The sequence below is a fragment of the Candidatus Didemnitutus sp. genome, from assembly GCA_019634575.1.
Classification (GTDB): Bacteria; Verrucomicrobiota; Verrucomicrobiia; order Opitutales; family Opitutaceae; genus Didemnitutus.
Genome location: JAHCAY010000001.1, coordinates 849,819 through 875,562, shown reverse-complemented (window position 1 = coordinate 875,562; position 25,744 = coordinate 849,819). Strand labels below are relative to the sequence as shown.

23 protein-coding genes and 1 pseudogene are annotated in these 25,744 nt (G+C 65.0%); 8 read left to right on the top strand and 16 right to left on the bottom strand.

Annotated elements, in window-relative coordinates; genetic code table 11:
• Positions 1-10: 10 nt before the first annotated feature.
• The 6 genes and pseudogenes from KF715_03650 to KF715_03625 all read right to left on the bottom strand — a co-directional run bounded on the left by KF715_03650 (position 11) and on the right by KF715_03625 (position 8,307).
• Positions 11-1,276 carry an MFS transporter gene (locus tag KF715_03650; protein ID MBX3735761.1) on the bottom strand — a complete coding sequence of 422 codons (1,266 nt, stop codon included), beginning with the start codon at positions 1,274-1,276 and terminating at the stop codon, positions 11-13.
• A gap of 170 nt (positions 1,277-1,446) precedes the next feature.
• Entirely contained in the window at positions 1,447-3,753 is a 2,307-nt protein-coding gene (locus tag KF715_03645) for a TonB-dependent receptor plug domain-containing protein (GenBank protein MBX3735760.1), read from the bottom strand.
• A 338-nt stretch (positions 3,754-4,091) separates the two neighbouring features.
• Positions 4,092-5,114, bottom strand: coding sequence for a hypothetical protein (locus tag KF715_03640; GenBank protein MBX3735759.1), 1,023 nt, complete (start codon positions 5,112-5,114; stop codon positions 4,092-4,094).
• A gap of 89 nt (positions 5,115-5,203) precedes the next feature.
• Positions 5,204-5,965, bottom strand: coding sequence for a flagellin (locus KF715_03635; protein MBX3735758.1), 762 nt, complete (start codon positions 5,963-5,965; stop codon positions 5,204-5,206).
• A gap of 39 nt (positions 5,966-6,004) precedes the next feature.
• Positions 6,005-6,454 (bottom strand): annotated as a pseudogene (locus tag KF715_03630) (flagellin).
• A gap of 173 nt (positions 6,455-6,627) precedes the next feature.
• The gene (locus KF715_03625; protein MBX3735757.1) at positions 6,628-8,307 is read right to left on the bottom strand and encodes a peptide chain release factor 3; all 1,680 of its coding nucleotides are present in this window, start codon (positions 8,305-8,307) and stop codon (positions 6,628-6,630) included.
• 286 nt (positions 8,308-8,593) lie between these two features.
• On the opposite strand from KF715_03625, the gene KF715_03620 reads away from it, so the two are divergent.
• Positions 8,594-9,760: a class I SAM-dependent rRNA methyltransferase gene (locus KF715_03620; GenBank protein MBX3735756.1), complete on the top strand. Its 1,167-nt coding sequence runs from the start codon at positions 8,594-8,596 to the stop codon at positions 9,758-9,760.
• A gap of 219 nt (positions 9,761-9,979) precedes the next feature.
• Complete coding sequence (locus tag KF715_03615) at positions 9,980-10,780, top strand: esterase family protein (GenBank protein MBX3735755.1); 801 nt, start codon at positions 9,980-9,982, stop codon at positions 10,778-10,780.
• A 202-nt stretch (positions 10,781-10,982) separates the two neighbouring features.
• Here the strand turns inward: KF715_03615 and KF715_03610 are convergent, their stop codons facing one another.
• The 6 genes from KF715_03610 to KF715_03585 all read right to left on the bottom strand — a co-directional run bounded on the left by KF715_03610 (position 10,983) and on the right by KF715_03585 (position 18,525).
• Positions 10,983-12,125, bottom strand: coding sequence for a choice-of-anchor A family protein (locus tag KF715_03610; GenBank protein ID MBX3735754.1), 1,143 nt, complete (start codon positions 12,123-12,125; stop codon positions 10,983-10,985).
• Between the two features lie 89 nt (positions 12,126-12,214).
• Complete coding sequence (locus tag KF715_03605) at positions 12,215-13,918, bottom strand: hypothetical protein (protein MBX3735753.1); 1,704 nt, start codon at positions 13,916-13,918, stop codon at positions 12,215-12,217.
• 342 nt (positions 13,919-14,260) lie between these two features.
• Positions 14,261-14,797, bottom strand: a complete 537-nt coding sequence (locus KF715_03600; GenBank protein MBX3735752.1) for a hypothetical protein — start codon at positions 14,795-14,797, stop codon at positions 14,261-14,263.
• Between the two features lie 175 nt (positions 14,798-14,972).
• Positions 14,973-15,992: a hypothetical protein gene (locus KF715_03595; GenBank protein MBX3735751.1), complete on the bottom strand. Its 1,020-nt coding sequence runs from the start codon at positions 15,990-15,992 to the stop codon at positions 14,973-14,975.
• Positions 15,993-16,110: 118 nt separating this feature from the next.
• Entirely contained in the window at positions 16,111-17,388 is a 1,278-nt protein-coding gene (gene eno / locus KF715_03590; GenBank protein ID MBX3735750.1) for a phosphopyruvate hydratase, read from the bottom strand.
• Between the two features lie 108 nt (positions 17,389-17,496).
• Positions 17,497-18,525: an ankyrin repeat domain-containing protein gene (locus KF715_03585; protein ID MBX3735749.1), complete on the bottom strand. Its 1,029-nt coding sequence runs from the start codon at positions 18,523-18,525 to the stop codon at positions 17,497-17,499.
• Between the two features lie 112 nt (positions 18,526-18,637).
• Here KF715_03585 and KF715_03580 point away from each other — a divergent pair, with 112 nt between their 5' ends.
• Both KF715_03580 and KF715_03575 read left to right on the top strand, forming a co-directional pair.
• Positions 18,638-19,060 carry a response regulator gene (locus tag KF715_03580; GenBank protein ID MBX3735748.1) on the top strand — a complete coding sequence of 141 codons (423 nt, stop codon included), beginning with the start codon at positions 18,638-18,640 and terminating at the stop codon, positions 19,058-19,060.
• The gene (locus KF715_03575) at positions 19,060-19,449 is read left to right on the top strand and encodes a response regulator (GenBank protein MBX3735747.1); all 390 of its coding nucleotides are present in this window, start codon (positions 19,060-19,062) and stop codon (positions 19,447-19,449) included. Before KF715_03580 ends, KF715_03575 begins: the two co-directional genes overlap by 1 nt.
• A 282-nt stretch (positions 19,450-19,731) precedes the next feature.
• On the opposite strand, the gene KF715_03570 is transcribed toward KF715_03575, so the two are convergent.
• From KF715_03570 to KF715_03560, 3 genes are read right to left on the bottom strand one after another with little or no spacing between them, the layout of a single operon-like run.
• The gene (locus KF715_03570) at positions 19,732-19,971 is read right to left on the bottom strand and encodes a hypothetical protein (GenBank protein ID MBX3735746.1); all 240 of its coding nucleotides are present in this window, start codon (positions 19,969-19,971) and stop codon (positions 19,732-19,734) included.
• Positions 19,972-19,986: 15 nt separating this feature from the next.
• Complete coding sequence (gene rpoN / locus KF715_03565; protein MBX3735745.1) at positions 19,987-21,450, bottom strand: RNA polymerase factor sigma-54; 1,464 nt, start codon at positions 21,448-21,450, stop codon at positions 19,987-19,989.
• Positions 21,451-21,462: 12 nt separating this feature from the next.
• Positions 21,463-22,464, bottom strand: coding sequence for a serine/threonine protein kinase (locus tag KF715_03560; protein MBX3735744.1), 1,002 nt, complete (start codon positions 22,462-22,464; stop codon positions 21,463-21,465).
• Positions 22,465-22,669: 205 nt separating this feature from the next.
• On the opposite strand from KF715_03560, the gene erpA reads away from it, so the two are divergent.
• Positions 22,670-22,987, top strand: coding sequence for an iron-sulfur cluster insertion protein ErpA (erpA, locus tag KF715_03555; protein ID MBX3735743.1), 318 nt, complete (start codon positions 22,670-22,672; stop codon positions 22,985-22,987).
• A gap of 21 nt (positions 22,988-23,008) precedes the next feature.
• Positions 23,009-23,206, top strand: a complete 198-nt coding sequence (locus tag KF715_03550) for a hypothetical protein (protein MBX3735742.1) — start codon at positions 23,009-23,011, stop codon at positions 23,204-23,206.
• 25 nt (positions 23,207-23,231) lie between these two features.
• Here the strand turns inward: KF715_03550 and ubiE are convergent, their stop codons facing one another.
• On the bottom strand, positions 23,232-23,927 hold the full coding sequence (ubiE, locus tag KF715_03545; protein ID MBX3735741.1) for a bifunctional demethylmenaquinone methyltransferase/2-methoxy-6-polyprenyl-1,4-benzoquinol methylase UbiE: 696 nt from the start codon (positions 23,925-23,927) through the stop codon (positions 23,232-23,234).
• A gap of 94 nt (positions 23,928-24,021) precedes the next feature.
• On the opposite strand from ubiE, the gene KF715_03540 reads away from it, so the two are divergent.
• Together KF715_03540 and hisS are read left to right on the top strand one after the other, a co-directional pair.
• A complete protein-coding gene (locus KF715_03540) occupies positions 24,022-24,390 on the top strand; it encodes an integration host factor subunit beta (GenBank protein ID MBX3735740.1) in 369 nt (122 codons plus the stop codon).
• A gap of 35 nt (positions 24,391-24,425) precedes the next feature.
• The gene (gene hisS, locus KF715_03535; GenBank protein ID MBX3735739.1) at positions 24,426-25,739 is read left to right on the top strand and encodes a histidine--tRNA ligase; all 1,314 of its coding nucleotides are present in this window, start codon (positions 24,426-24,428) and stop codon (positions 25,737-25,739) included.
• Positions 25,740-25,744: the final 5 nt, after the last annotated feature.

Here is a 25,744-nt window from a genome sequence, read left to right as displayed (position 1 = left end):
GAGAAACGGGTCAGGCGGTGACGGGGCGCGCCCGTGCGGCGCGCCGGAAATGCCAGGCAAGCAGGCCGGCGGCGAGCGGGTGGAGGCAGGCACCGAAGTAGAAAGGCACGTCGTAGCCGAAGCGGTCGATGATCGTGCCGACGACGGCGTTGAAGGCGATCGAGGTGCAGCCGCCCAGTGCGCTCATGATGGCGATGGCGGAGGCAAGCGAGTGGCGCGGCACGAGCGCACCCATGAAGACGGAACTCATGTTGAGCCACGTGGCGCACATGACCCAGACGGCGGTGACGAGGGCGAGGGCGGGGAACTCACCGCGGACGAGCGGCAGGGCGAAGGCCGCCGGGGCGAGGGCAGTGGCCGCGAGAATAAGCATCAGACGCGCGCGCGGCGCGGGCCAGCCGCGGGCGACGAGCCGGTCGGAGAATGTGCTGAGCAACAGGGCCGCGCCCATGTAGATCAGGGGCGGAATCCAAGTAAGCTGGCCGACGCGGGCGAGGCTGAGGCCGACACGTTCCTGAAGAAAGGGGGTCTGCCAGTATTGGAAAAAGAACCAGAACGGGTCCGAGATGATGCGGGCGAGGATGAGGATGCGCACGGCGGGCAGGGCCCAGAGTTGCCGCAACCGTCCGAGGAGACCGAGATGGTCCGCGGTCGTGGGACCGGCTTCGGCTTCGGGCGGCGGCGGTGTGCCGGCGGCGCGTTGACCGAGCCACCAGGCGAGCGCGATGGTGAAACCGGCGAGACCGGGGATGAGGAACGACCAGCGCCAGCCGAGCGTGAGGGCGACGAAGGCGACGAACGGCGGGCTGAGAATGTAGGCGGTCTGCTGAACGGTGTTGGCCAGCGAGTAGGCGACGGCGCGGCGGGCGGAGGGGAACCAAGTGAAGATGGCGAGTGTGATGGCGGGCACGACGCCGGCCTCGGCAAGACCGAGCAGGAGGCGGGACGCGAAGAGTTGCCCGAGGCCGTGGGCGGTGCCGGCGAGCACGGTGGCGGCGGACATGCCGAGCGTGCAGAGGAGCAGCAGGCGGCCGGCGCCGAAGCGGTCGATAGCGCCGCCGACGAAGAAATACATCGCCGTGTAGGGCACCATGAACGCGGTCACGAGGAGCGAGTAACCGGAGTTCGAGAGGCCGAGCTCGGTGGCGAGCGTGGTCTTGAGGATGCCGAGGATGGCGCGGTCGCCGGCGAAGAGCGCGAAGATGAGGCCGAGCAGCGCGAGGAGGCCCCACGCGGCGCGGGGAGTGGAGCGGAGGGGAATGGGCGCGTGCGACATCGAGCGGTGGGGCGCTTCCGTCAGCCGGGTGTGAGCGTGGACCTGGGGGCGCGAGAGAAAGGGAGCGGAAGGTCAAAGGGACCGTCGCCGGTTGCACGACGACGGTCCCGCAAGGGCGTGGTAGAGTAAAGCGGTGAGTGGAGGCGTGGCCCCCGGGTTCACCGCCGAGCCTAGAATTTCCAGGTCACAGAGCCGGTGACGCTGCGCGGATTGCCGATGTAGACGAGGAAGCGGGTCTGGCTGGCGGCGTAGTCTACCTTGTCGAAGAGGTTGTTCACCGCGAGGCGGTAGGTGACCTTGCCGCGGGTGTAACTGAGGTTGGCGTCGGTCAGAGTGCGCGCGGGCAGGTAGAAGGAGGGCTGGTTGGGAATGATGACGGTGTCGGTGGAGGCGGAAGTGAGTCCGGAGGCTTGGTCGCCGGCGCGTTTGCCGAGGTAGTTGGCGCCGAGGCCGGCGGCGAGGCCGTCGAGCGTGCCGCCCTTGAAACGGTAGTGGATGAAGGCGGAGGCGGATTTCTCGGCGGCGCCGCGGAAGGGGACGCCGTTGGGGTCGCGATTGGTGCTGTCGTTGTAGTTGGCGACGAACGACAGATTTTTCGTGAGGCTGGCGAAGATCTGGTATTCCCAGCCCTTGGCGATGCGGTCGACGAGCAGAGCCGGGAGGAGAGTGGTGGGCGGTGGGCTGGTGAGGTTGGCGGGATTGGCGATGGAGTAGTTCGTCTGGTTGATCTTGTAGTGGGCGACCGAGAAGGTGAGGCGGTTTTCGAGGAACTGGGCTTTGACGCCGAATTCGTCCTGCTTGCCGACGGAGAAGCTGATGTCGCGGCCGTCGAGCGCGAGGCGATCGGCGACGGATTGGAAGTTGGTGGTGGGAACGGCGCTCTCCGAATGGCCGAAATAGAGGGAGATGTTCGGGAGCGGTTTGGCGACGACGCCGTAGTTGAACGTGGTTTCGTTGCCGGAGCCCGGATACATGCGACCCGCGATGCCCGTTTGGGCGGCGGTCGAGACTTTGGAGCCGAAATAGCCGCTGTAGGAAAGATTCGCGACGCCGGCGGAGGCGATGATCCGCTTTTGGAGAAACTCGGCCTTCTCGGTCAGATAGAACTGGGTGCGTTCGAGTTCGCGGCGGCGCGCGCTGCTGAGGGATGCGGCGGGCGTGGGTGCGGTGGTATTGACGACGAAGTTCGTGATGCTGAAGGGCTGGGCCGTCCAGTTGCGGGAGTCCTGATTCTGGTGCTCGAAGCCGTAGGCGAAGCCGGCCATCGTGGTGCTGTCGACCCAGCTGGCTTTGGCGAGGTAGACCCAGTCGTTTTGGAAATCGCGATAGCGGAGATGCTGGTCGGAGCTGGTGCCGGTGTGGTTGTAGGTGGTGCTGAGGGCGGGCGCTGCGGTGGTGGCGTAAGGCGCGGTGGTGGCGTAGATCAGGCCGCCTTCCCACAGACCGGTGAGCGGGTTGCGACTGCCGCCTTGCGTGTTCGGTCCCCAGACGTAGCCGGTGTCAGGCGTGTTGTCTTCGGAAACACGAGCGGCGACGCGGACGGAGAGATTGTCGGTGATGGTCGAGGTGAACAGCATCGTGCCGGTGTGGGATTCGATGTGCCGGTAGGAGTAGTCGTCCGACAAGGCGGGAGAGAAATCGAGCGGAAGGCCGGGCAGGACCTTGAAGCCGGTGTTGGTGCCGATGGAGGGATCGACGGGGATGCCCTCGAGGTTGGACGACTTGAAGTTGTAGTATTCGTAGCGGAGGGTGAGCTGCGCATTTCTGGCGATGCGCCAGGTGAGGGACGGCGCGAGGAAAAACGATTTCCGGGATGTGCGCGCGACGTAGCCGTCGCTGTCATGATAGGCCGTCACCAAGCGATAGGCGAAATTCTGGGCCTGGCCGAGCGGCCCGGTGGAATCGAGTTCGACCCGGTTCGCATCGTATTGTCCGGCCTGCACGGTGATCGAGTCGGCGTGGTGGAATTGCGGGCGCTTCGTGACGAGGTTGATCGTGCCGCCGGGGACGCCGGTCGGTTGGAGGAGCGCGTCGGGGCCTTTGATGACTTCCATGCGCTCGATGCCAGCGGTGTCGTAGTTGGCCTGGTCGGTCCATGAAAAGCCGTCGACGCGGCGGCCGTCGGATTGGAAGCCGCGGATGTTCACACGATCGAGCGCGTTGGGGATGGTGGCTTCGGAAACGCCGGCGACGTATTTGGCGGCGTCGAGCACGCGGAGCGCGCCGACGTCTTCGATGAAGTCGCGCGGGAGCACGGCGACGGTGGCGGGCGTGTCCATGACGCTGGTGCGAATACGGCCGCCGGAGGCGGACTCGTCGGCCTGGTAGCGGCCGGGCGCCCGTGTGGAAACCTCGAACGGCGAGAGCACGAATGTCTCTTCGGTCGGGGGGACGGTGGGCACGCTCGTTTGCGCGAACACAGGGGCAGCCAATGCAGCGGCGAGGAGCGCGCGTGAGGCGGTGAGGGTATTCTTCATGAGGAGTTGGGGGTTCAACTCGCGCGGCGCGCGAGGGGGATTCGAGCACCCCGCAAATCATCCAGGCGGCGCGACGGAGCAATCATCGCTCTGTGCGCCTCGTCGCATGGAGCGGCGCGAACGGTCGATCGCAAGTCGCCTGGCTCGTCCGGTGGCGGTGCAATCGTGGCGAGATGCCGCGGCACCGCGGTGCGTCGCGGCTGCGCATGGTGTCGGCGCGCGGCGCGACTCGGCGCTGTATTCGCTCTGGAGGCGCCACTGGACGGCTTTGAATTGCAGCGGGCCGACGGTGGCGCTCGGCGTCGGGTTGACGGAGAGGAGGGCGAGGGAGAGGGCTTTTATTTTTCGGCGATCTCCACGGAGGAAAGGAGCGAAGTGAGGCGCTGGCGCAGGGCGGAGATGGGCTCCGAGCCGGTGGCGGAAAGGTGGAGATCGATCCACGTGCCGGCGCGGGTCAGCTCGGCGCGAAGGTGGCACATGCGGGTGCCGGGTGAGAGCGTCTGGTGGTAGAAGATGACTTCCCAGCCGGCGAGCTGGGCGAACTCCACGCCTTGGGGCTTGAAGCCGTTTTTTGTGAGCGCGGCAGATTCGCCGTGCCAGAATTCTTTCAGGCCGTCGTAACGTTCCGCTGGCTCGAACCAACCGCTGGCGATGCGGGAAACGGTGCGGTCGGAGAGTTTGAAGTAGTTGGGTTTGGAGTCGGCGCTGTCTTCGATCATCTGCGCATCCGAGATCCGCAGCAGAAGTTTGCTTTGCGGCACCGTAAATTCGAATGGACCGGTGCGTGCGACAGGCTCGGCCGCGCGCACGGACTCGTCGCGATCGAAACGCATGCTGCGCACCATCGCCATCATGTCGCTGAGTTCGCTGCCGTCGGGGTCGTCGAATTGGAGCGTGATGACGACGAGCGCGCGCGGATCGAGGGCGGCGACGGCGTTGCGCATCGCCTTGAAGTTGCCGGGCTGGGGCGGTTTGCCCACGAGCGAGCGATCCGTGAGGTGGACGTAGTAGCCGACGCCTTGGGTCAGCGGCAGCGGCACAGGGGTGAATTTTTTCTCCACCGATCCGGAGAGATAGCTCTGCGCGACGCGTTGGAGGAGCTGCGGCAATTCGGCGGCATCCGTGGGCTTCATGCCTCGCTTGGCCGCGAGCGTAATCTGGAGCTTGGCCGCGGCGCCGGATTTCGGCTTCGCATTGAAGGCGTAACCGATTTCCTCGGCTTGTTTGCCGACCATCCTCCACGAGTCGGGCACATCGAAATGAATCGTGCCGTGACCGGGCCAGATGAAGTCGGTCGCGTGGCTGAGGCCGGCGAGGGCGAGGGCGCTCAGACCGGTGACAAGGAGGCGAGGGAGGCGCATGGTGAACGTGCGGAACGGCCCGCGCCGAAAATTGCGCGTGAAGACGCCTGCTTCAATGTTCGATTCGCCCGGCAACCCGGATACCGCGCTTAGCCGAGCAACTTCAGCGCCATCTGCGCGGACTGGTTGGCTTGCGACAGCATGGCCGTGCCGGACTGCACCAGAATATTGTAGCGGGCGAGCGTTGTGGATTCCTCGGCGACGTCGACGTCGCTGAGGCGGCTGTTGGCGGCCTCGATGTTGGCTTTATTGACGCGCAGGACCTCGTCGGCGAATTGGAAGCGCGACTGCTCCGAACCGTTGGTGGCGCGGAGCGTGGCGACCTGCTGGATCGCGTCGGTGACGTCCGCGAGGTCGAGCGTGCCGAGATCGGTCGCGGTCGCCACGGTGGAGGTCTCGCTCGCCGTGCTGGCGCCGGTCGTGACGGCGAAATTGCTGACCTTGCCGGTGCCGCCGGAGGTGTTTTGCAGGACGAGGCCGGTATTGTCGGTCAGGCCGGACATGGTTTGCGCGACCGAGCCTGAGCCGTCGAGATAAGTGGAGGCGCTGCCGGAACCGTCGAACACGATGCGGACCGAGTGCGCAGAAGTGTCGTTGATGAGGGCGCCGTAGCTCAGATCGCTCGCCACGCCGCCGCCGAGATAACCGAGCTGAACCTGCGACCCGGCTCCACTGAGTTGGACGGTGAAGGAGACTTCGAGGGCGCCGCTGAAGCTCTGCGACGAGCCGATGCCTGCACTGTTGCCGAGCGACAGCACATTAGCGGCGACCGAGGGCGATCCTATTTGGGTGGGCCAGTTGCTCAGGTCGGCGAAATTGTCCGAAAAGGTCGGAGTTGCGGCGGTGCCCATGAGGGCGGCGGCGCCGAAGCTCACGGTGGAGCCGCTGCTGCCATCGGCGGTCACTCCCACGGTGAGTCCGGTCGATCCGAAGAGGTCCACCCCGTTGAAGGTCTCGTTGCCCAGCGAGGTGAGTTGCGTCTGCAGTTCGCTGAACTCCGACTGATAGTTCGCGAGGTCGTCGCTGTTTTTGGTGGGGTCGGTGTAGAGCGTCTTGAGTTCGCTGATGCGGCTGAGGACTTTGCCGGCGACTTGGAGGGCGCCGTCCTGCGTCTGGAGGAAGGAGACGGCGTTGCCGATGTTGGCGGAGGCGGCGTTCTGGCGCCGGGCGGTGGCGGCCAGTTTCATGGACACGGCGAGGCCGGCGGCGTCGTCCTGCGGATTGACGATCTTCGAACCGCTGGAAAGGCGATTGAGGCTGCGCTGCAACGAGGTGGATGCGGCCGAGAGATTGTTCGCGGCCAGCGTTGCAGCATAGTTCGTGTTGATCACGACTGACATGGACTTCCTTGATCCGAGGGTGAGCGTGGATGCGGCATCCGTGCCGCGCGGAGTCACTCGTGCAACTTAGCGACGGGAAAATGATCGTCCGCGATTCACGCGGCTTTAGGTCGCGCTAATTTTTTTTAACTTCCGCTCAAGGGCGAGCGGTGCCGACCGACACTCGGTGGAGTCTACGCGCCCTGTTCGGGCGGCAAATCGAGCAACTTCAACTCGGGGTTTTTCTCGACGAAGTAGCGCGCGGTCCAGTCGTTCGGGAAAAGGACGACGGGATTCTCGAATTTGTCGGCGCCGAAGCTGACGCCGGTGGCGACGACGATGCGCGAGCTGTCGAAGCCTTTCGGGCCGCGCATCGTTTCGGGGATCACGACCCATTTGAGGACGGTCCACGGCGTCGGCGAGAGGCGCGACTCGGCGTTGTATTCGCTCTGGAGGCGCCATTGCACGACTTCGAATTGCAGCGGGCCGACGGCGGCGAGGAGCGTGGCGCCGGGGGGCGCGTTTTTCGCGGTGAAGGATTGGACGACGCCTTCCTGGAGAAGTTGCTCGAGGCCGGCGCGGTATTTCTTAGCGTCGCCGGCGGTCGGGTTCGAGATGTAGGTGAAGACCTCGGGCGGGAAGCGCGGGATTTCGTTGAAGAGAATCGTGCGGTCCTCGGTCAGCGTGTCACCGATGCCGAAGGCGTCGTGGCCGACGATGCCGATGACGTCGCCCGGCCAAGCTTCGTCGACGGTCTCGCGCTCCTGGCCGAAGAGCTTGTGCGAGGAGGAGAGGCGGACTTGTTTGCCGGTGCGCTGGTGCGTGACGACCATGTCGCGCTCGAACTTCCCGGTGCACACGCGCAGGAACGCGATGCGGTCGCGGTGCTTCGGGTCCATGTTCGCCTGAATCTTGAAGATGAAGCCGGAGAACTTCGGATAATCGACGGGGATGACGCGCGAGTTCTCTTCCGTTTTCGGTTCGGACGCGGCTTTGGCGATCTCTTCGAGTCCGACGCCGCTCACGGTCATCGCGCGACGCGGCGCGGGCGGGACGGAGTCTTTGAGGAATCCGTTCAGGAGGAGTTCGATGCCGAAATTGTTCACGGCGCTGCCGAAGTAGACGGGCGTCTGCTGGCCGGCCTGGACGGCGGCGAGGTCGAAGGGGTGGCCGGCACCGTCGAGCATCTCGAGCTGTTCGGTGACGGCGGCGTAGGTGTCGTCGTCGAGCTTGGCGCGGACGGCGGGGTCGTTGAGCGAGGTGACGTTGACCGGCGCCTGGAACGCGCCGCCGGGCACGCGCTCGAAGAGGTGCACCTGCCGCGTGCGGCGGTCGAACACGCCTTTGAACGACGGGCCGTTGCCGAGCGGCCAGATGACGGGCGACGATTGGAGACCGAGGACGCTCTCGAGTTCGTCGAGCAGCTCGAGCGGGTTGCGCGTCGGCCGGTCGCACTTGTTCATGAAGGTGAAGATCGGCACGCCGCGGCGGCGGCAGACTTCGAAGAGCTTGCGCGTCTGCGTTTCCACGCCCTTGGCGGCGTCGATGACCATGAGCGCGGCGTCCACGGCGGTGAGGACGCGGTAGGTGTCTTCGGAGAAGTCCTTGTGGCCGGGCGTGTCGAGGAGGTTGACGGCGCAGCCGGCGAAATCGAACTGGAGGACGGTCGAGCTGATCGAGATGCCGCGCTGCTTCTCGAGTTCCATCCAGTCGGAGGCGGTGGCGCGCTGGTTCTTGCGGTCCTTCACAGCGCCGGCGAGGTGGATGGCGTTGCCGTAGAGGAGGAATTTCTCGGTCAGCGTCGTCTTGCCCGCGTCGGGGTGCGAGATGATCGCGAAGGTGCGGCGGCGGGCGATTTCTTGGGCGGGCGACATTGCGGAGGACGGAGGACTGAAGTCTGAGGACGGATAGAAAAGAGGAGTCGGTCAGGAAACGGGGCGGCGTGGGGCGAGGGAAGCCTTTTTTGGGGTTACAAACGGCCGGCTCAAGGGAGGCGCTCGCCGAGCCGATTTCGGGACATGGACCCCATCAAGCAAAAGCTGTGGGCCGATCTGCGCGAGGTGCTCGCGGAGATCGCGCGCGCCTGGCATCTGAGCCGGCGGGCGCTGCGGTAGCATTTTGTGCTTCCGCGGGCGAGGGAACCGGCAACGATGCCGGGCTGTGCTCAACTCGCTCAAACTGAAACCGAACGCCAAGGGGCGCGTGCTCGAGGGACATCCGTGGGTGTTCGCGAACGAAGTCGAGGCGCTGTTGCCGGCGGAACACGACGGCGAGGTCGTCGAGTGCCGCGATCGCGCGGGACGGTTGCTCGGCACGGGCATCTATAATTCGAAATCGCAGATCGTCTGGCGGCGGCTCAGCCGCGAGCGCGTGGGGTTGGACGAGGCGTATCTGCGCGAGGCGCTGACGGCGGCGATCCGCCGTAGGGGCGCAGACTTGCTGCGCCCCTACATGCGCTTGGTCTGGTCGGAGTCGGACGGCCTGCCCGGTGTCGTGGCCGACCAGTTCGGCGAGGCGATCGTGCTGCAGATCCAGACGCTCGCGATGGACAAGCGCGCGGCGTTGATCGGCGACCTGTTGGCGGAGTTGACCGGCGCGAAGGAGATCATTTTCCGCAACGACTCGAACCTGCGCCGCCTCGAAGGTCTGGCGATGGAGACGCACACACGCAGCGGCGCGGCGTGGGAGCCGCGCTGGGCGACGATCGACGGTTTCGATTATTGGCTCGATCTGCAGAGCGGACAGAAAACGGGATTCTACCTCGATCAGCGGTTGCAGCATTCGGCGGTGGCGAAATACGCCGCGGGCAAGCGCGTGCTCGATGCGTTCTGCAACCAAGGCTCGTTCGCGCTGCACGCGGCGCGTGCCGGCGCGGCGCGCGTGCTCGGGCTCGACAGTGCGTTTGATGCGATCGGTCAGGCGAAGAAAAACGCGGAGCGCAACGGCGTGACCGCGGAGTTCGTCGGCGCGAATGTTTTCGACTGGTTCACGGCGCAGCGCGAGGCGGCGCCGGCGTGGGACCTGATCGTGCTCGATCCCCCGCCGTTCGCGAAATCGAAGAGCGCGCTCGAGAATGCGCTGCGCGGCTACAAGGAACTCAATTTGCGCGCCATGAAGGCGCTGACGCCCGGCGGCGTGCTCGCCACCTACACGTGCTCGCACCACATGCATGACACGGAGTTGCGGCAGGTGCTGGCGCAGGCGGCGAACGACGCGAAGCGTCGCGTGCATGTGCTCGAATGGTGTCACCAGCCGCCGGACCATCCGGTGCTGGCGACGATGCCGGAGAGCGAATACCTGCGCGGGTATATTTTGCGCGTGGAGTGATGGCGTTGGTTGGTGCGTGCTGGCGACCTTGGGTGCGTCTCGCCCGAGCGGGCGCGAGCAAGCTCGCTGCCTACGAGCTGACGCGAAGAGTGTGGGCGCGCTCGCGGCCGACATTTCGCGGCGCGAACTACCCGGCGCGGGCAGGCGATTTCCGGAAGGGGTTTGCGTGTCGCAGCGGGCGCTTGCGCGCGGCGAGCGGCTGGATTGAGTTTGCGGCCTATGCCTTGGGCCCAAGTTCACTGGCGCAGCGATGTGCTCGACAAGCAGACGGAGATGCAGGTGTTGCTGCCGCGTGTCGGTCGCGGGCCGTTTCCCGTGCTCTATCTGCTGCACGGCATCGGCGGCGATTCGACGACGTGGATTCGGCAGACGCGGATCGAGTGGTATGTGCGCGAATTGCCGCTGATCGTGGTGATACCGGACGGCTACCGCGGTTTCTACACCGACAACGATCATGGTCCGGCCTACGCGCGGCATTTCGGCGTGGAGCTGGTGAACTTCGTCGACGGCAATTTTCAGACGCGGCCCGAGCGGGCGGCGCGGGCGATCGGCGGACTGTCGATGGGCGGCTACGGTGCGTTGCGGCTCGGGCTGGGTTTCGCGGAAAAATTCTGTTCGGTGAACAGCCACTCGGGCGCGCTCGGGCGGTCGAATGCGGACTTCAGCCACGAGGCGGAGCAGGCGGGGCGGCATCGGGACAAGTCGCGCGAATTTCTCGCGGAGTTGCGGCGCATTTTCGGGACGAAGCCGAACGACACGGAGCACGACATCCTGCGGCTCGCGCAACGGGCGCAAAAGGCAGGCAACCTACCGCACCTGTTGCTCGATTGCGGCACGGAGGATTTTCTCCTCGAGGATAATCGCGATTTCCACCGGCAGCTCACCGCGGCTGGGGTCCCGCACGAATACCGCGAGCACAAGGGCGCGCACGATTACGACTACTGGGATCGGCATGTGCAGGACGCGCTGAAGTGGCACTGCAAGCATCTCGGCGTGGAGAAGGCGCCGATGTCGCGGTAACGGGCGCACGCGGGCGGGGAGAGTGGTCGCGGCGCGGCGTCGCGTTTTTTCGAGTTCGGCTGGATCGCCACGGCCCACTACGCGGGCCTCGCGATGACAATCCGGAATGATCGGGCGGCGATGCGCGAGCTTCTGTGGGACAGGGGAGTTGCACGCGCGCGCGCAACCTACATGCGGGCTCTGCGGCCGCGTTCGTGGTCGCTCACGAAGCGTCGGTGCGGTGCGAGCGGCGGCGGTGCCAGACGAAACCGACTCCGCCGAGGACGGCGATGAGGACGGCGTAGGCGCTCGGCTCGGGGACAGGCGAGAAGCTCACGGGCGCGGAGTAGCCGCCGGCGTAGTGGATCTCGGCGCTGGTTTGGGTGAGGCTGTTGCCGACGAATTGGCCGTTGAGGTAACGGTTGTTGCTCTGCACATCGACGAGCGGGGCGAGGATGCTGCCGTAGAAGTTCGTGCCGAGGTTGAGGATGTCGGCGGTGCCGCTGTTGCCGTCGGGGATGATGTTCCAGAGCAGATGGTCGTTGTTGGTGCCGCTGTTGAAATTGTTCACGCCGTCGAAGAGGATTTTGCTGCCGTCGGCGCTGGTGGCGTTGGTGACGTTGACGACGAAATACTGATCGGCGTTGAGGTTCGCCTGGATGTTGCTGAGGCGCTCGTTGTTCTGGTCGTAGAAGCCGTCGTTGTTGATGTCGTAGATGCCGTTGACGATCTTGCTGGCATCGATGTTGAAGACGACCACGCCGGAGCTGTTGCTGGTGAAGGTGAGCGTCTGGCCGGCGATGGTGGCGGTGCCGTTCACGGTCGCGGCGGCGAGAGTGGCGGAGGCGTCGATGAGCGCGCTCTGGGCGGTGGACCAATTCCAGCCGGCGGGGGCGGAGAGCGTGCGCGGGTCGACGTAGGCCTGGGCGTCGGAGGTGTTGTAACTGAGCGTGTAGGTGCCGTTGGTCAGCGCGCGCTGGTTTTGGTTGTTCTGCGGGTCGTAGGTCCAGGTGAGGGAATTGGAGAGGTTCGGCGTGGCGGCGTAGCCGCGGTTGAACTGGGCGTTGCCGGCGAGGATGATCTGGCCGTTCACGTAGAGCGACGGATCGGAGCCGATCGAGGGCGAGTCCTGCATCGCGATGATGGAGCCGTTGCTCACCGTGAGATTGCCGCCGACCGCGATGCCGCCGTCGGTGTGCGTGCCGTTGAGCGACAGGTTGCCGAAGGTGACGACATTGTAGTTCCGCGTGTAGTAATCGTAGGCGGCCAGTGCCTGTTCGCTCACCGTTTGGGCGTGCAGTCGCGTCGCGAGTCCGGTGGAGAGGACCACGGCGCAGACGAGGGCGACGCGACGCAGGAGATGCATTTCGGCCCCAAATAAAAATAGGGTGAAACCCCTGTCAATCTGGCAAGTGGTCGTTGTGTGCACGCGTTGAGCGAAAAGGAAGCTCCGTGCTATTTATCGACCTGTTTACCAAGTAACTTAAGCAAAGACCGCTCTTCGGGAAAAAGCTCCTGCGGCTTCTGTGTCATTATCTGGACGGCGGTGGTGTCGCCTCCGGCCAAGGCTCGGACGAGGATAGCCTCCGGAAGGTCGCGAGCGGCGGGGGGAAGAGCGGCGATGATGCGCTGTGCGGTCTCCGGCTGCGTGCGCGCGAGGATGAGCGCATGAGCGAGTTGGACGAGTGGTGTGGCCGGGGCAGCATTGGCCGGCGCAGCGACGCGCTGTTCGAGCGCGGTGTCGACTCGGCCGAGGGCGACGGCGGCGCGCACGCAACCGAAGAGGACAGCCGGGCGGTCGGGTTCGACGGCAAGCCAGGTGTGGTAGTGGGCCAACAATTTCGCGGTATCGCCGCGCGTGAAATAGATGTCGCGCAGCTCGCGGTTGGCCCACGGCGAGCGGGGCTGGCGTGCGAGGGCGGCTTTGGCGGCGATCTCGACGCTCTCGTCATCCTGCCAAAGCCGGGCGAGGCGCGCGAGGTTGCGGAGAGCGACGGGCGATTGTTCGGCGTAGCGGACGGCCTCCTGCCAGCGCGTGCGCGCCGCGCCGGGATGCTCGGCGAGTTGCTCGGCGTGCGCCGCGAGGGCGGCATCGATGCTCTCAGCCGGCCACGGGCCCCACGCTCCGGCGACGAGCAGTCCGCGCGCGCGGGACGCGTCGTTTGCGCGCGCTGCGAGATCGGCGGCGATTTCGCGCACGGCGGGAGCGGCGAGCAATTCGCCGGGCAACTGAGCGAGCCAGGCCAACGCCTCGTCCGTGCGGCGAACGGAAGCCATCCATTGTGCCACGCGGGAAATGTCCGCTTCGCCACCGGCGAGGGCGGCGCGTTGGAGTGTGGCGAGCAGGGCGGGCCACGGGTCGACCGCAGGGGCGGCGAGGTTGGAGCCGGCGCGCGCGTTGATCGCATTCACCACGGTGCCCGCGAAAGCGGGATCGCGCCGGCGCGCGGCGACGCGCAGAAGCTCGAGCGCGGCGCGCACGCGCACGCGCGAATTTTCGAGCAGCGCAAGCAGGGCGTCGCGGCCCGCCGACTGGTCCGCGGGGGATGGTTTCACAACTTGGAGGGCGGCCAAGTTGAACCGGATGTCCGCGTCGTCCGGCTGGAGGCGCGAGAGTTCGATCAGGTGGGCTTCGTAAGCGGGCAGGTCGTCGAGTTCGCGGGCGAGTTCGGCGGAAAGGCGCAGGTAGGACTCGCGCTGGGCGGGATCGCGCGCGAGCTCCTCGAGTGCGCGGCGCGTCGTCTCGGCGGAGCCGAAGCGGAGTGCGGCGGCGGCGAGGGCGGCGCGCGCCTGTGCGTCGTCGGGCGCGAGGGCGACGATGTTCTCGTGGGCGACGAGGGCGTCGCTCGCGCCGAGAGCGTCGAGCGTGCGCGCGACGCGGCGCCAGGTTTCCACATCGTCCGGAGCGATCTGCGTGGCGCGATGCAGTGCGAGCACGGCGCTGCGATAATCCTGCTGCTGCTCGAAGCGCTCGGCCTGCGCGAGGGCCTGGCGATGGCGCCAGTGGTTCACGTGCGGACGCGCGGCGACGTAGAGGACAGGAGCGCAAAGCGCGAGCAGCGCCAAGATCGCGAGGGTCTGCAAGCGGCGTTGCTGGCCGTAGGAGAGTTCCTCCCAACGGCGGTGCCAGCGGTGAATTGGATTCCTGGGGGCGGACATCGGAGCGACCGGCGACGGCGCGGGCAAATTGGGTGACGCATCGGCGGGCACCTGCAAGCGCCGAGATTTCTTCGCAGCGTGAATTCGTGTCCTGCGCGATCTTGAACGCGGTGGGATCGTCAGGACGGGCCGCGCGTTTCGCGTGGCGATCGGGATGCGACGCTGGCGCGAGGGCGATGGTTGTGTGTGGCTGGTGAGGCGGCGGAGAATTTGCCGCGATTCCGATGCGGCGGGCGAAAGGTGGGAAAAGAAAAGGCCGGGCTTCTCGCGAAGTCCGGCCTTCCCTTGGTTGCTTGGTGTGTGCGCCGGTGGCGGCCTAGGGAAGCCGCGGCCGGAATTCGTTCAACGCAGCGCGTCGTCGAGATTGCGACGGTAGGTGCGCTGGTCCTCCACGAGACGTTCGAGCATGGCGCGGTCGTCCTTGGTGAGCGGGGTGCGGAGGGTTTCGAGAATCTGGAGTTCCTTCTCCATCGAGTCGATGCGGACGGCGGCGACGGAGGCGCGTTGCGCGGTGGATTTGCCACCGAAGATCGCGGCGGCTTTCGCGACTTTCTCGCCGTTCAGCGACTCGTCGAGGTTGCTCTTCTCGAGCTGTTTTTTCTCGCGGGAAATCTGTTTTTCGAGGCGCTTGATGGTGACGTCGATCTCACGCAGGCGCTCGGCGCTGACGGTGAAGACGGGCATCTTCACGGTCTCGCCTTCGACTTTGAGACCGGCGGCTTTGGGGTCGGCGGGCTCGGCCGGTTTTGCGGCGGGCGAGGCGGGGGCTTTCTCGGCGGATTTTTCCGCGGAGGCGTCCGGCTTCGATTCAGCGGCAAAGGTGATCGTGGCGAAGGCCAGGACCGCGGCGCCGAGGGAAAGGATGCGTGTGGTGGGCAAGGGATCGTGCGGTTGAGTGTTACGGGGCGCGCGGACACCTTTGCGGCGTCGGGCGACAAAAGCAAGGCGTCCGGGACGACCGCAGCGCGCGACGATGTCGGTGGCTTTTCGCTCGCCGACAACAAAAAGCCCGCCGGAAACGGCGGGCGCGAATTAATCGAGGCTGAAGTCGAGTTTAGTTCGGGCTGGACGAACCTTGGTTCACCGGCGTTTCGACGGGAGCGGGAGCGTCGTTGATAGTCGTCGTGGTCGTCGGTTGGTTCGGATTGAGAATGGCGTTGAGCTGGGAGGCGTTGGAGGCATTGGCTTGGCCAAGCGCCGTGTTTTGGCTCGCCGCGGTGATGGTTTGGCTGACGCTGGTCGCGGCACCGGGCACGGCTGCCGTGACGGTCGGGGACTTGGCGGCGGCGTAGGCGTTGGCGAGCACACTGACGGCGGCTTGCGGCGAGGCTTGGTAGACGGTCGGAGTGGTGACAAGGTTCGCAACGCCGGTAGCGATTTGAGCCACAACAGCCGGCCCCGCATTTTGCGCGACGGGCTGCACCGCGATGCGGGCAGCAGTTTCAGCGACTTGGAGGGCTTGCGTCGGGCTCGACGAGGACACGCTCGAGGAAGACACCGCGGCAACGGCGGTGGCGGCGAGTTGAACGGCGGCGGCCGGATTGGTGGTCAAGACCTTCTCGGCGGTCGTCACTGCGGCGGTGGCGACGGAGGCGACGAGAGCGGAGTTGGCGGTCGTCTGGGCGGCTTGGAGGGTCGAGGTGGCGACGCTGGCGGCCAGCGCGGGCGCGACCTGTTGCACGGCCGGGTTGACGAAGATTCGGGCCGCGGTGGTGAGAACGGTTTGGGTCTGCTGCGGAGAAGACTGCTGCACTGTGGTCGCTCGCACCGACTGCACGGCGGCGCTGGCCACATTGATCGCCGTTTGGGGATTCGTGGCGACGAGGCTTTCGGCGGCGCTGATCACTGAGGCGGCGAGTGCGCCGGCTTGCTGCGGGTTGCCGCCGCTGAGGGTGCTGATCGCGGCCTGGACGGCGTTGGCGTTACCGCTCAACACCGCGGCGCGCAAGGCGGGCGGAAGGGATTGGACGCTGGGGGTCTGTGCCTGAGCGGCGACGGTGAACCCGAGAGCGAAGGTGAAGATTGCGATTCGAAGGATCGTGGATTGGCGCAGGTTGAACATGGAGTGGGACATTGGCGAAGCGGGAGCGTATCCCCGTGTCATCGACGGGTGGACTGCTTTTTTAAGGCGGAAATGAATGACCGGGCACTGTGAGTGCCCGGTCGAGAAGACGAGAGGACTCCGAAACGTCTCAGAGCTTGCCGCCGTAGATCGCGGACTTGCCGAGCTCTTCCTCGATGCGGAGGAGCTGGTTGTATTTCGCGACGCGGTCGGTGCGGCAGAGGGAGCCAGTCTTGATCTGGCCGGCGTTGGTCGCGACGGCGATGTCGGCGATGGTGACGTCCTCGGTCTCGCCCGAGCGGTGCGAGATGACGGCGGTGTAGTTGGCTTCCTTGGCCATCTCGACGGCGTCGAAGGTCTCGGTGAGCGAGCCGATCTGGTTCACTTTGACGAGGATCGAGTTAGCGGTGCCGGTCTCGATGCCCTTCTTGAGGAACTCGGTGTTGGTGACGAACAGGTCGTCGCCGACGAGCTGCACGCGGTCGCCGATGGCGTCGGTGAGCTTCTTCCAGGTGGTCCAGTCGCCTTCGGCGCAGCCGTCTTCGATGGAGATGATGGGATACTTCGAGGTGAGTTTCTTGTAGAACTCGACCATCTCGTCGCCGGTGAGGATCTGGCCGGAGGACTTCTTGAAGATATAGGACTTCTTGTCCTTGAGGTAGAACTCGGAGGAGGCGACGTCGAGGGCGAGGTTGATGTCCTTGCCGAGCTTGTAGCCGGCGTTCTTCACCGCGAGGGCGATGGCGTCGAGGGCCGCCTCGGCGGACTCGAGCTTCGGAGCGAAGCCGCCTTCGTCACCGACGGCGGTGGCGAGGCCCTTTTCCTTGAGCACCTTTTTCAACGAGTGGAAAACTTCGCAGCCCATGCGGAGGCCTTCGGAGAAGGACTTCGCGCCGGTGGGCATGATCATGAATTCCTGGAAATCGATCGGGGCGTCGGAGTGCGCGCCACCGTTCATGATGTTCATCATCGGAACGGGGAGGACCTTCGCGTTCGGGCCGCCGAGGTATTTGTAGAGCGGCTGGTTCAGCGCGCCGGCAGCGGCTTTGGCGGTGGCCATGGAGACGCCGAGGATGGCGTTAGCGCCGAGCTTCGACTTGGTCGAGGTGCCGTCGAGCTTGAGCATCGCCTTGTCGACGCCGACCTGGTCGGTGGCGTCCATGCCGAGGAGGGCGGGGGCGATCTTGGCCTTCACGTTGGCGACGGCCTTGAGCGTGCCTTTGCCGCCGTAGCGCTTCTTGTCACCGTCGCGGAGCTCGATGGCCTCGTGTTCGCCGGTGGAGGCGCCCGAGGGCACGGCGGCGCGGCCGAGTTGGCCGGAGGCGAGGCGAACGTCGACCTCGACAGTGGGATTGCCGCGGGAGTCGATGATCTCGCGGGCGGTGATGGCGGTGATGGTGGTATTCATCAGAAACAGCGGTAAGCAGTAAGCTTTAAGCGATAGGCTCGGAAGAGTTGAACGGACAAACCGGCAAAGTGCAGCAGGCCAGGCGCGGCGCTGCAATGCTGGCGTCTGTCAAGTGTGCGGCGGGCGCGCCAAGCCGATCTTGTAGAGGAAACGCTGGAAGGCGTTGGGCTCCTTGGGACGGAAATCGTCGGGCAACTGGTCCGCGTGGCCGTGGCGGATGGCGGCGCCGATGGGCGTGCCGCCGTTGTAGTTGCGGATGAGCATCGTGGTGCGGTTGAAAAACTCGCGCGGGATCTGGTTGAGGTGGCCTTCGACGGCGGCGGCGTGCAGCGGGGTGTCGCCGAAATCGTTGCGCGAGATGAGCAGGTCGATGCTGAGCGCGTGGGGCGGGATCTGGTTCAGGTAACCGGATTCGGCGGCGGCGTGGATGACGGTGTAGCCGGCCTTGGTGGCGAGGAGGAGATTGTCGTGCGTGAAGAGCGCGGCAGGAATCTGGTCGAGGTGACCGGAGATGGCGGCGGCGTGCAGGACGGTGTCGTGGTTGGCCGTCTTGGTGAGGAGGTTTTCCGCGGTGAGAAATTCGGCAGGAATTTGCTGGAGGTGGCCGTTGAAGACGGCGACGTGGAGGACGGTCTCGCCGGAGATGTTCGGCGCGGTGAGGGTGTCGCGCGTGATGAACTGGTGCGGGAAGCGGTCGAGCGTGCCGGCTTCGGCGGCTTCGTGGAGGAGTGTGTTGCCGTGATCGGTCTTCAGCAGCACGGTCTCGAGATCGAGCAGGCCGGCGGGAATCTGGTCGAGCGTGCCGGCGGAGGCCGCGAGGTGGAGCGGAGTGAAGCCGCTGTTCGAGCGCAGCAGGAGGAATTCCCGAGTGAGGAGCGCGGCGGGGATTTGGGTGAGGCGGCCGGCGCGCGCGGCGAGGTGGAGCGGCGTGTAGCCGGCGTCGTTTTTCAGCGTGAGCGTCGCAGTAGTCAGGACGCTGAGCGGGAGTTGATCGAGCGAGCCGTATTTGGCGGCGAGATGCAGCGGCGTGTTGCCGGAGGCGTTGCGCGCGGTGAGATTTTCCGGCGTCAACTGATCGGCTGGCACGAGGGGGAACGTGCCTTCGCGGGCGGTGGCGAAGAAGTCGGTTTGGGCCATGCGAGCTGGCGGAGCGAAACACGGCGCGGGAAGGGCAGGCAACCCAATTCCCGAGCGGCGGAGCCGTGTTTGGGTTTGCCAAGAAATTACGCGGCAACAACTCTGGGAGCCGATGACAGCCCCGACCAACGCTCCGTTCAACGCGGCGAAGAAAGGTGCGGTTCTGCTCGTGGACGACGAGCGGCCGCTGATCGCACTCTACGCGGAGGCGTTGGCGCCGTATTTCGAGTGCGATCTCGCCGGGTCGGCGCGCGAGGCGGGCTTCATGCTGCACAAGAAGCAATACAAGGTGATCGTGTGCGACCACCTGATGCCCGGCGGCAACGGCCTGAGTTTTCTCGTGCATGTGCGCGAGGAGTATCCGAACACGCAGCGCATCCTCGTCACCGGCTACATGAAGCCGGAGATGCTGCTGCGCAGCGTGAACGAGGCGGCGCTCTATCGCTACTTGCTCAAGCCGGTGTCGCTGCCGGAGCTGGTGAAAACCGTCCAGGAGGCCGCCAAGCTGCACGATCAGGCGGTCGCCGCGTCCTGATGTCCGAAGCCGCCACCAGGAAGCCGGTGGTGTTGCTGCTCGACGACGAGCTCGAGCTGCGAATGGTGATGGCGCGGATGCTCGAGGATCAATTCGAGGTCGAGGGCGCGGCCAACGTGGAGGAAGCGCGGATGCTGCTCGCGTCGCGGCCGTTCGATGCGCTCGTTTGCGACCACATGATGCCGGGCGCGATGCAAGGGTTGGATTTCCTTGTGCAGGCGATGACGGTGCAGCCGAATGCGAAGCGGATTTTGATGACGGGCTACATGAACCCGGAATTGCTCGCGCGCGGCGTGACGCTGGCGCAGCTCAGCGCCGTGCTGCTGAAGCCGTGTTCCGCGCAACACATCCGCAAGGCGCTGCATGATGCGTTGGGGTTGAGTGCGTGAGTGATCGGCGGTGACGGACGAGACTTGCGTTGATCGGCGTTTTTCTTCTCTGCGTTCTCTGTGACCTCTGTGTTTAAAGTGAGCCGGTAGCAGAGTGAATTGAACACAGAGGTCGCAGAGAGCACAGAGAAGACATCCCGTCCCTTAGGCTTCTGTTTATCATCGCACGCCCGACGCTGTCGGGCGTGGCGATCCAAGATCGCTGGATTGCTTCGTCGCTGCGTTCCTCGCAATGACAGCAGGGAAAATGAGTGTCTCGAGCTTGAGGGGCAGCGGGCTCAGTCACACTGACAGTATGAAATCCAAGACAAAGGACATGCAGCGTTTGCCCCAGGCGCCAATTGCTCCGCAGAGGCACGCGACCGGTAGCACAAAATATAGGCCCTCTCTTATCGCCGAAATGAGTCGGGTATCGGTGCTGTTGAGCATGCCGACAAGAAAGCCGACTATGGCGCCGATCAGAAAGCACCAACCGAATCTTACCCAGGCCTTGTCGGGCAGATCGCTGTGATGCTCTGGCATGTTAGCGCCTCCAGTTTAGTCGTAGCGGCGCCGCAGGTTGCTCGGGAGGAGGCCGAGTTCTTCGCGGTATTTGGCGACGGTGCGGCGGGCGATCTTGAGGCCTTTGCCGACGAGCACGCCGACGATGTCCTGGTCGCTGAGCGGGGCGCCGGGGTCTTCGCCGGCGACGATGTCGGCGATCATTTCCTTCACGCTCGTGTTGGCGACGGCTTCACCGGCGTCGGATTGGTAGCCGGAGGTGAAGAAGAACTTCATGTCGAAGACGCCGTGCGGGGTCTTCATGTATTTGTTCGCGACGGCGCGGCTGACGGTTGTCTCGTGCACGCCGATGATGTCCGCGATCTGCGTCATCGTGAGCGGCTTCAGTTTCGAGACGCCTTCCTCGAAGAATTCCGTCTGGTGCTTGATGATCTCGCGCGTGATGCGCTCGATCGTGCGCTGGCGTTGCTCGATGGCGTTGATGATGAATTTGCCCGAGCGGAGCTTCTCGCGGAGGTAGTCGCGCTCCTGTTTGTTGAGCGTGCCTTTCGCGATGAGATCCTTGTAGGTGTTCGAGAGGCGGAGGCGCGGAATGTAGTCGGCGTTGAGCTGGATTTTCCACTCGGTGCCTTCCTTCTCGACGGTGACGTCGGGGACGACGACGCGGTTCGAGTCGTCGGCGAAGCGCCGGCCGGGCGACGGGTCGAGCGTGCCGATTTCCTCGATGGCTTCCTGGATCGTCTCGGGCGGCAGGCCCATCTTGCGCGCAAGGTCGGGGATGCGGCGACGGACGAGGAGCTCGAAGTGATCGCGGATGATGCGGGCGGCGACGGATTTCTCGCGGCCTTTGTGCGCGAGCTGGATGAGGAGGCTGTCGCCGAGGTCGGCGGCGCCGATGCCGGGCGGATCGAAGGTGCGGAGAAGCTTCGAGGCCTGCTGCACGACGTCGAGCGGCAGGCCGGACATCATGGCGATGTCCGAGAGCGACGAGGTGAGGAAGCCGCGGTCGTCGAGCGAGCCGACGAGGAACTTCATCGCGGTCTTCACCTCGAAGGGCGCGTCGGCGAGCTCGGCTTGCTGGATGAGGTGCTCGGAGAGCGAGGTTTCGGAGGTGAGCGATTCGAGGAAGTGCTGGCGGCGCTCGTCTTCCTCGGGCGACATCTGGCGGACGCCGCCGGTGTCGCTGAGGTGATCGCGCCAGTCGTCGTTGAGTTTGCCGAGGATCTCGAGGTCCTTGTCTTTCGAAAAATCCATCGCCTCGGTGGCGCCGCCGTCGGCGGAGGCATCGGAGTCGGAGTTGCGCGTGTCGCGTTCGAGGCTGACGCCCTCGGTGGGGAGTTCCTCGAGCGTGGGGTTGGCTTGGAGTTCTTCCTGGATCGTGGCGCGCAGGTCGAGCGCGGCGACTTGGAGAATCTTCAGCGACTGCCGCATTTGCGGCGCAAGCACGAGTTGCTGCGTCTGCCGCTGCTGGAAGCTTTGTGAGAAACCCGGACCACTCATAGGCGCAAAAGATTACCGAAGGCGCTCAATCGGGGGCGGGGGTAGGGGCGGGGAGGACAGCTGGGGGGCGTGGGACGAAGCGGTCGGGGAGTAAAGTTCGCGCAGGTAGACCGAGAGTTTCTCGTTCGTGGGGCCGTAGCGGTCGCTGTAGAGGTAGAGCTCGAGATCGGTCATCATCTCGGCGGCGTTTTGATAGCGCTGGTTGCGCTCGCGGTGGAGGGCTCGCTGGAGGATGGCGTCGAGGCGCGGATCGATTTCGGGGCGCAGCGTGCCGAAGCGCGGCACGGAAAGTTGGAGGATGTTGCGGCGCGACTCGATGCGGTTGGCGGCGCGGAAGAGGTTTTTGCCGAGCAGTAGTTCCGATAGAACGATGCCGAGCGAGAAGAGGTCGGAGCGCGCGTCGGTCACGGCGTAGCTGGCGCCTTCGGGGGAGAGATACTCGTCCTTGCCCGGGATGACCTTGCCTTCCTCGTTATACATCAGGTCGAGGGCCTTCGCTATGCCGAAGTCCGTGAGCTTCACGTCGCCTTCGTGGGCGATCATGATGTTCTTCGGGTTCACGTCGCGGTGGACGATGCCGAGCAGGCGGCCGTCGGCGCCGCGTTTGGCGTGGGCGTAGCTGAGGCCGCGGCAGACGCGGGAAATGATGAACGCGGCGAGATCGACCGGCACGGGGCGCTTCAGCTCGGCGTGACGCTCGAGGAACTGCTCGAGGTTCACGCCGTTCACGTATTCCATCGTCATGAAATACTGCCCGCCGATCTGGCCGAGGTGGTAGGTCTGGACGATGTTGGTGTGGATGAGGTCGGCCACGAGGCGGGCTTCGCCGATGAAGTTCTTCTGGAATTCCTCGATGGCGGAGTATTCCTCGCGAATGAGTTTGATCGCGACGACCTTGCGGAACTGGCCGGCACCGCGCTGCACGGCTTCGTAGACGACGCCCATGCCGCCTTCGGAAATTTTGCGGGTCAGCTCGTAATGCAGCTCGTTGAAGATGTGCTTCAAGGAAGACACGAGCCTCAGAAAACCGGCCGCGCGCGAGTGTGGCAAGAACTCAGCTGCGAAATTTGCACGATTCCTGCTCAGGGGTTGACGCCGCGCGATTTTGCGCGCGGTGCGGGTCGCGAAAAAGCGCGTGCGGGTTACTTGAGGCAACGCGAGCGACGCTCGCGGCTGGCGCGCCGATTGACAGCGCGGACTTCGCTCCTACGTTGCGCGCATGATCACGCTGACGCCGCGCGCCGCGCAACAAGTCCGGAAAATGCACGCCGACCTCGGCGATGCCCAGAAGAAGCTTCGCGTTTTCATCGAAAACGGCGGCTGCTCCGGTTTCCAATACGGCATGTCGTTCGACGTGGCGAAGGACGGAGATCAGGAATTCGTGAGTGAGGGCGTGCCGGTTCTGATGGATCCGACGAGCCTCGTTTATCTCAACGGCTCGAGCGTCGATTTCGACGACGGGCTGCAAGGCAAGGGATTTGAGATCAAGAATCCCAATGCGCAGAGCACGTGCGGTTGCGGGAAGTCCTTCAACTGAGGCCGAAGTCGCGGGAGCTTAATGAAACGCATCGTTGGCCTCGTGGTTTGGTGCGCGTTGGCGTCCGCTCTTTTCACCGGCTGTCGTGGCGTGCGCTTCTCCGAATCGACCCGTCCCAAGATCGGCGAACGAAGTGAGGACGATCGCCAGCGGCAGGCGGATCAAAAGGCGATGCAGCTTGGCCAGAAGCCGGCGCCGGTGAATTACACCCGCGAGTGAACCGCGGAGCGTTACGGCCGCGACGTCAGACCTGCGCTTCGTGCAGCGCAACAATGCCGAACGTCAGCGGCGTCGCGCGCACGCTGCGGAAACCCGCGCGCATGATCTCGGCGCTCATCGCCTCGCGATCCGGGAACTGTTCGATCGAGCCGCAGAGATATTCGTAGGCGCCTCGATCGCCGGTCACGACCGCGGCGATGGAAGGCAGCACGAATTTGAGATACGTGTAGTAAACCGGCCGGAACCACGCGAACGGTTGCGAGAATTCGAGCACGAACAGACGGCCGCCGGGTCGCAGCACGCGCCGCATCTCCGTCAGCGACTTGTGGCGGTCGGCCATGTTGCGCAGACCGAAGGAAATCGTGAGCGCGTCGAATTGCGCGTCGCCGAGCGGCAGCGCCATGCCGTCGCCTTGGCGAAAATCGATCGGCTGCCAGCGCGAGCTGCCTTCGCGCTTCTTCACCGCCTCGTCGAGCATCGGCTGGCAAAAGTCCATGCCCGTGATGCGCACGCCGGGCGGCAAACCGTCCGCGAGCGCGAAAGCCACGTCGCCACTGCCAGTTGCGAGATCGAGGATGTCGCGCGGAGCGGTGTCGTGGACCCGGCGCACGAGCACGCGACGCCACCAGAAATCCACGCCGCCGCTCAGCAGGTGATTCGCGACATCATAGCGTCCCGCGATGCGGGAGAACATGGAGCGAACTGCGTTGGCGTCGGGCATCGAAATTAGGGTTAAGGCCTTACGCGGGTTTGCCGTTGACGCAAGCACGCGCTCATGAATTATTTGTGCCGTCAAACCTCAACCCCGCCACGCCATGTCGACCAACCTCACCAAACGCGAAATCGTCCTGGAGATCTACGAGAAGACTGGTTTCCCCCAGAAGCAGATCCAAGACACGGTCCAGATGACCCTCGACATCGTTATGGAAGCCCTTGCTGCCGGCCGAAATGTCGAGCTGCGCAACTTCGGCGTCCTCGAAGTCCAAGTGCGCAAAGCCCGCGTCGGGCGCAATCCGAACAAACCGGAAACGGAAGTCGTGATCCCCGAGCGCGCCGTCGTGAAGTTCAAGAGCGGCAAGATTTTGAAGCAAAAGATCAAGGCGCTCAACCTCGAGCAGCTCAAAGCCAACCCGCCTGCGCCGGCCTCGGCCGACGATGGCGACGATGACGAGCCGACGTCTTGACGTCGTGACGCTGCGTCCTCGCTCTTAACCGCTTCATGGCCGGTTTTCAGTCCCTTCCAGGCTTCCGGGAATTTTATCCGGAAGACTTCTCTCGTCGTCAGCACATCTTCCGCGTCTGGCGCCAAGCCGCCACCAGCTACGGCTTTCAGGAATACGACGCGCCCGTCCTCGAGCCGCTCGAGCTCTACACCACGAAGTCCGGCGACGAGATCGAGGGCCAGCTCTTCTCCTTCACGGACAAGGGTGGCCGCGACGTCTCACTGCGCCCGGAGATGACACCGACGGTGTGCCGCTTGGTTGGCGCCAAGGCCGGCGCGCTGAAGCGGCCGATCAAGTGGTTTAGCATCGCGGAATTTTATCGCTACGAGCGCGCGCAAAAGGGCCGCCTCCGCGCCTTCAACCAATTCAACGCCGACATCTTCGGCGAAGCCGGGCCCGAAGCGGAAATCGAACTCATCGCGCTGCTCATCCAGTGCATGACCGGTTTCGGCCTCACGAAGGACGATTTCTACGTCCGCCTCAGCGACCGCGATCTGTGGTTTTTCTACCTCGAGGCGCTCGGTTTCAACGACGCGCAATCGCGCGGCATCCTCGGCGCGATCGACCGCTACGAGAAGATGGGCGACGATGCCTTCAAGGGTTACGTCGAGGTGCACGGCGCGCTCGCCGACGACAAGAAAACGCGCGTGCTCGCGTTTCTTCAGATCAAGACGCTTGCCGACCTCGAAGTCGCGCTCGCGCCGTTCGCATCGGAAAAGCTGAACACGCGCCTCGCCGACTGGCGCAAGGTCCTCGGCGGCCTCGCCGCGATGGGCCTGAGCGACTTCGTGAGCGTCGACCTCGCTGTCGTGCGCGGTCTCGCTTACTACACCGGCTTCGTGTTCGAGGCGTTCGACCGTAAAGGTGACCTGCGCGCGCTCGCCGGTGGCGGCCGCTACAACGATCTCGTCAAGAAACTCGGCTACGCGGATCTGCCCGCGGTCGGTTTCGCCATCGGCGACGTCACGACCGGCCTGCTGCTCGAGCAGCGCGGTCTCGCGCCGACTTTCGTCAACGCGCCGGACATCTATGCCGTCATCGGCGGCGAAGCGGAACGCGCGGCGGCGTTCGCCGACATCCGCGCGCTGCGTGCGGCCGGTTGGCGCGTCGAGTATCCGCTCAAGGACGTCGCCTTCGGCAAACAGTTCAAGGCCGCCGCCGAGTCTGGCGCGAAGCTCGCGCTGATCTATGGCGGCGATGAACTCGCCAAGGGCGTGGTGAAAATCCGCGACTTGACCGATCGCTCCGAACGCGAAGTGCCACGCGACCGCGTCGCCGAGGCGGTGCGAGACGCGTTGGGCGGACACTGAGAGTC

Bases quoted from the DNA above. Each gene is read 5' to 3' on its own strand.
- KF715_03540 (MBX3735740.1), top strand. From the start codon at position 24,022: ATGTCGACCAACCTCACCAAACGCGAAATCGTCCTGGAGATCTACGAG.
- KF715_03650 (MBX3735761.1), bottom strand. From the start codon at position 1,276: ATGTCGCACGCGCCCATTCCCCTCCGCTCCACTCCCCGCGCCGCGTGG.
- KF715_03595 (MBX3735751.1), bottom strand. From the start codon at position 15,992: ATGTCCCACTCCATGTTCAACCTGCGCCAATCCACGATCCTTCGAATC.
- KF715_03580 (MBX3735748.1), top strand. From the start codon at position 18,638: ATGACAGCCCCGACCAACGCTCCGTTCAACGCGGCGAAGAAAGGTGCG.
- ubiE (MBX3735741.1), bottom strand. From the start codon at position 23,927: ATGCCCGACGCCAACGCAGTTCGCTCCATGTTCTCCCGCATCGCGGGA.
- rpoN (MBX3735745.1), bottom strand. From the start codon at position 21,450: ATGAGTGGTCCGGGTTTCTCACAAAGCTTCCAGCAGCGGCAGACGCAG.
- KF715_03625 (MBX3735757.1), bottom strand. From the start codon at position 8,307: ATGTCGCCCGCCCAAGAAATCGCCCGCCGCCGCACCTTCGCGATCATC.
- KF715_03610 (MBX3735754.1), bottom strand. From the start codon at position 12,125: ATGCATCTCCTGCGTCGCGTCGCCCTCGTCTGCGCCGTGGTCCTCTCC.
- KF715_03585 (MBX3735749.1), bottom strand. From the start codon at position 18,525: ATGGCCCAAACCGACTTCTTCGCCACCGCCCGCGAAGGCACGTTCCCC.
- eno (MBX3735750.1), bottom strand. From the start codon at position 17,388: ATGAATACCACCATCACCGCCATCACCGCCCGCGAGATCATCGACTCC.
- KF715_03635 (MBX3735758.1), bottom strand. From the start codon at position 5,965: ATGGGCACCGCCGCAACTCCGACCTTTTCGGACAATTTCGCCGACCTG.
- KF715_03575 (MBX3735747.1), top strand. From the start codon at position 19,060: ATGTCCGAAGCCGCCACCAGGAAGCCGGTGGTGTTGCTGCTCGACGAC.
- KF715_03605 (MBX3735753.1), bottom strand. From the start codon at position 13,918: ATGTCCGCCCCCAGGAATCCAATTCACCGCTGGCACCGCCGTTGGGAG.
- KF715_03570 (MBX3735746.1), bottom strand. From the start codon at position 19,971: ATGCCAGAGCATCACAGCGATCTGCCCGACAAGGCCTGGGTAAGATTC.
- KF715_03615 (MBX3735755.1), top strand. From the start codon at position 9,980: ATGCCTTGGGCCCAAGTTCACTGGCGCAGCGATGTGCTCGACAAGCAG.
- erpA (MBX3735743.1), top strand. From the start codon at position 22,670: ATGATCACGCTGACGCCGCGCGCCGCGCAACAAGTCCGGAAAATGCAC.
- KF715_03550 (MBX3735742.1), top strand. From the start codon at position 23,009: ATGAAACGCATCGTTGGCCTCGTGGTTTGGTGCGCGTTGGCGTCCGCT.
- KF715_03645 (MBX3735760.1), bottom strand. From the start codon at position 3,753: ATGAAGAATACCCTCACCGCCTCACGCGCGCTCCTCGCCGCTGCATTG.
- KF715_03640 (MBX3735759.1), bottom strand. From the start codon at position 5,114: ATGCGCCTCCCTCGCCTCCTTGTCACCGGTCTGAGCGCCCTCGCCCTC.
- hisS (MBX3735739.1), top strand. From the start codon at position 24,426: ATGGCCGGTTTTCAGTCCCTTCCAGGCTTCCGGGAATTTTATCCGGAA.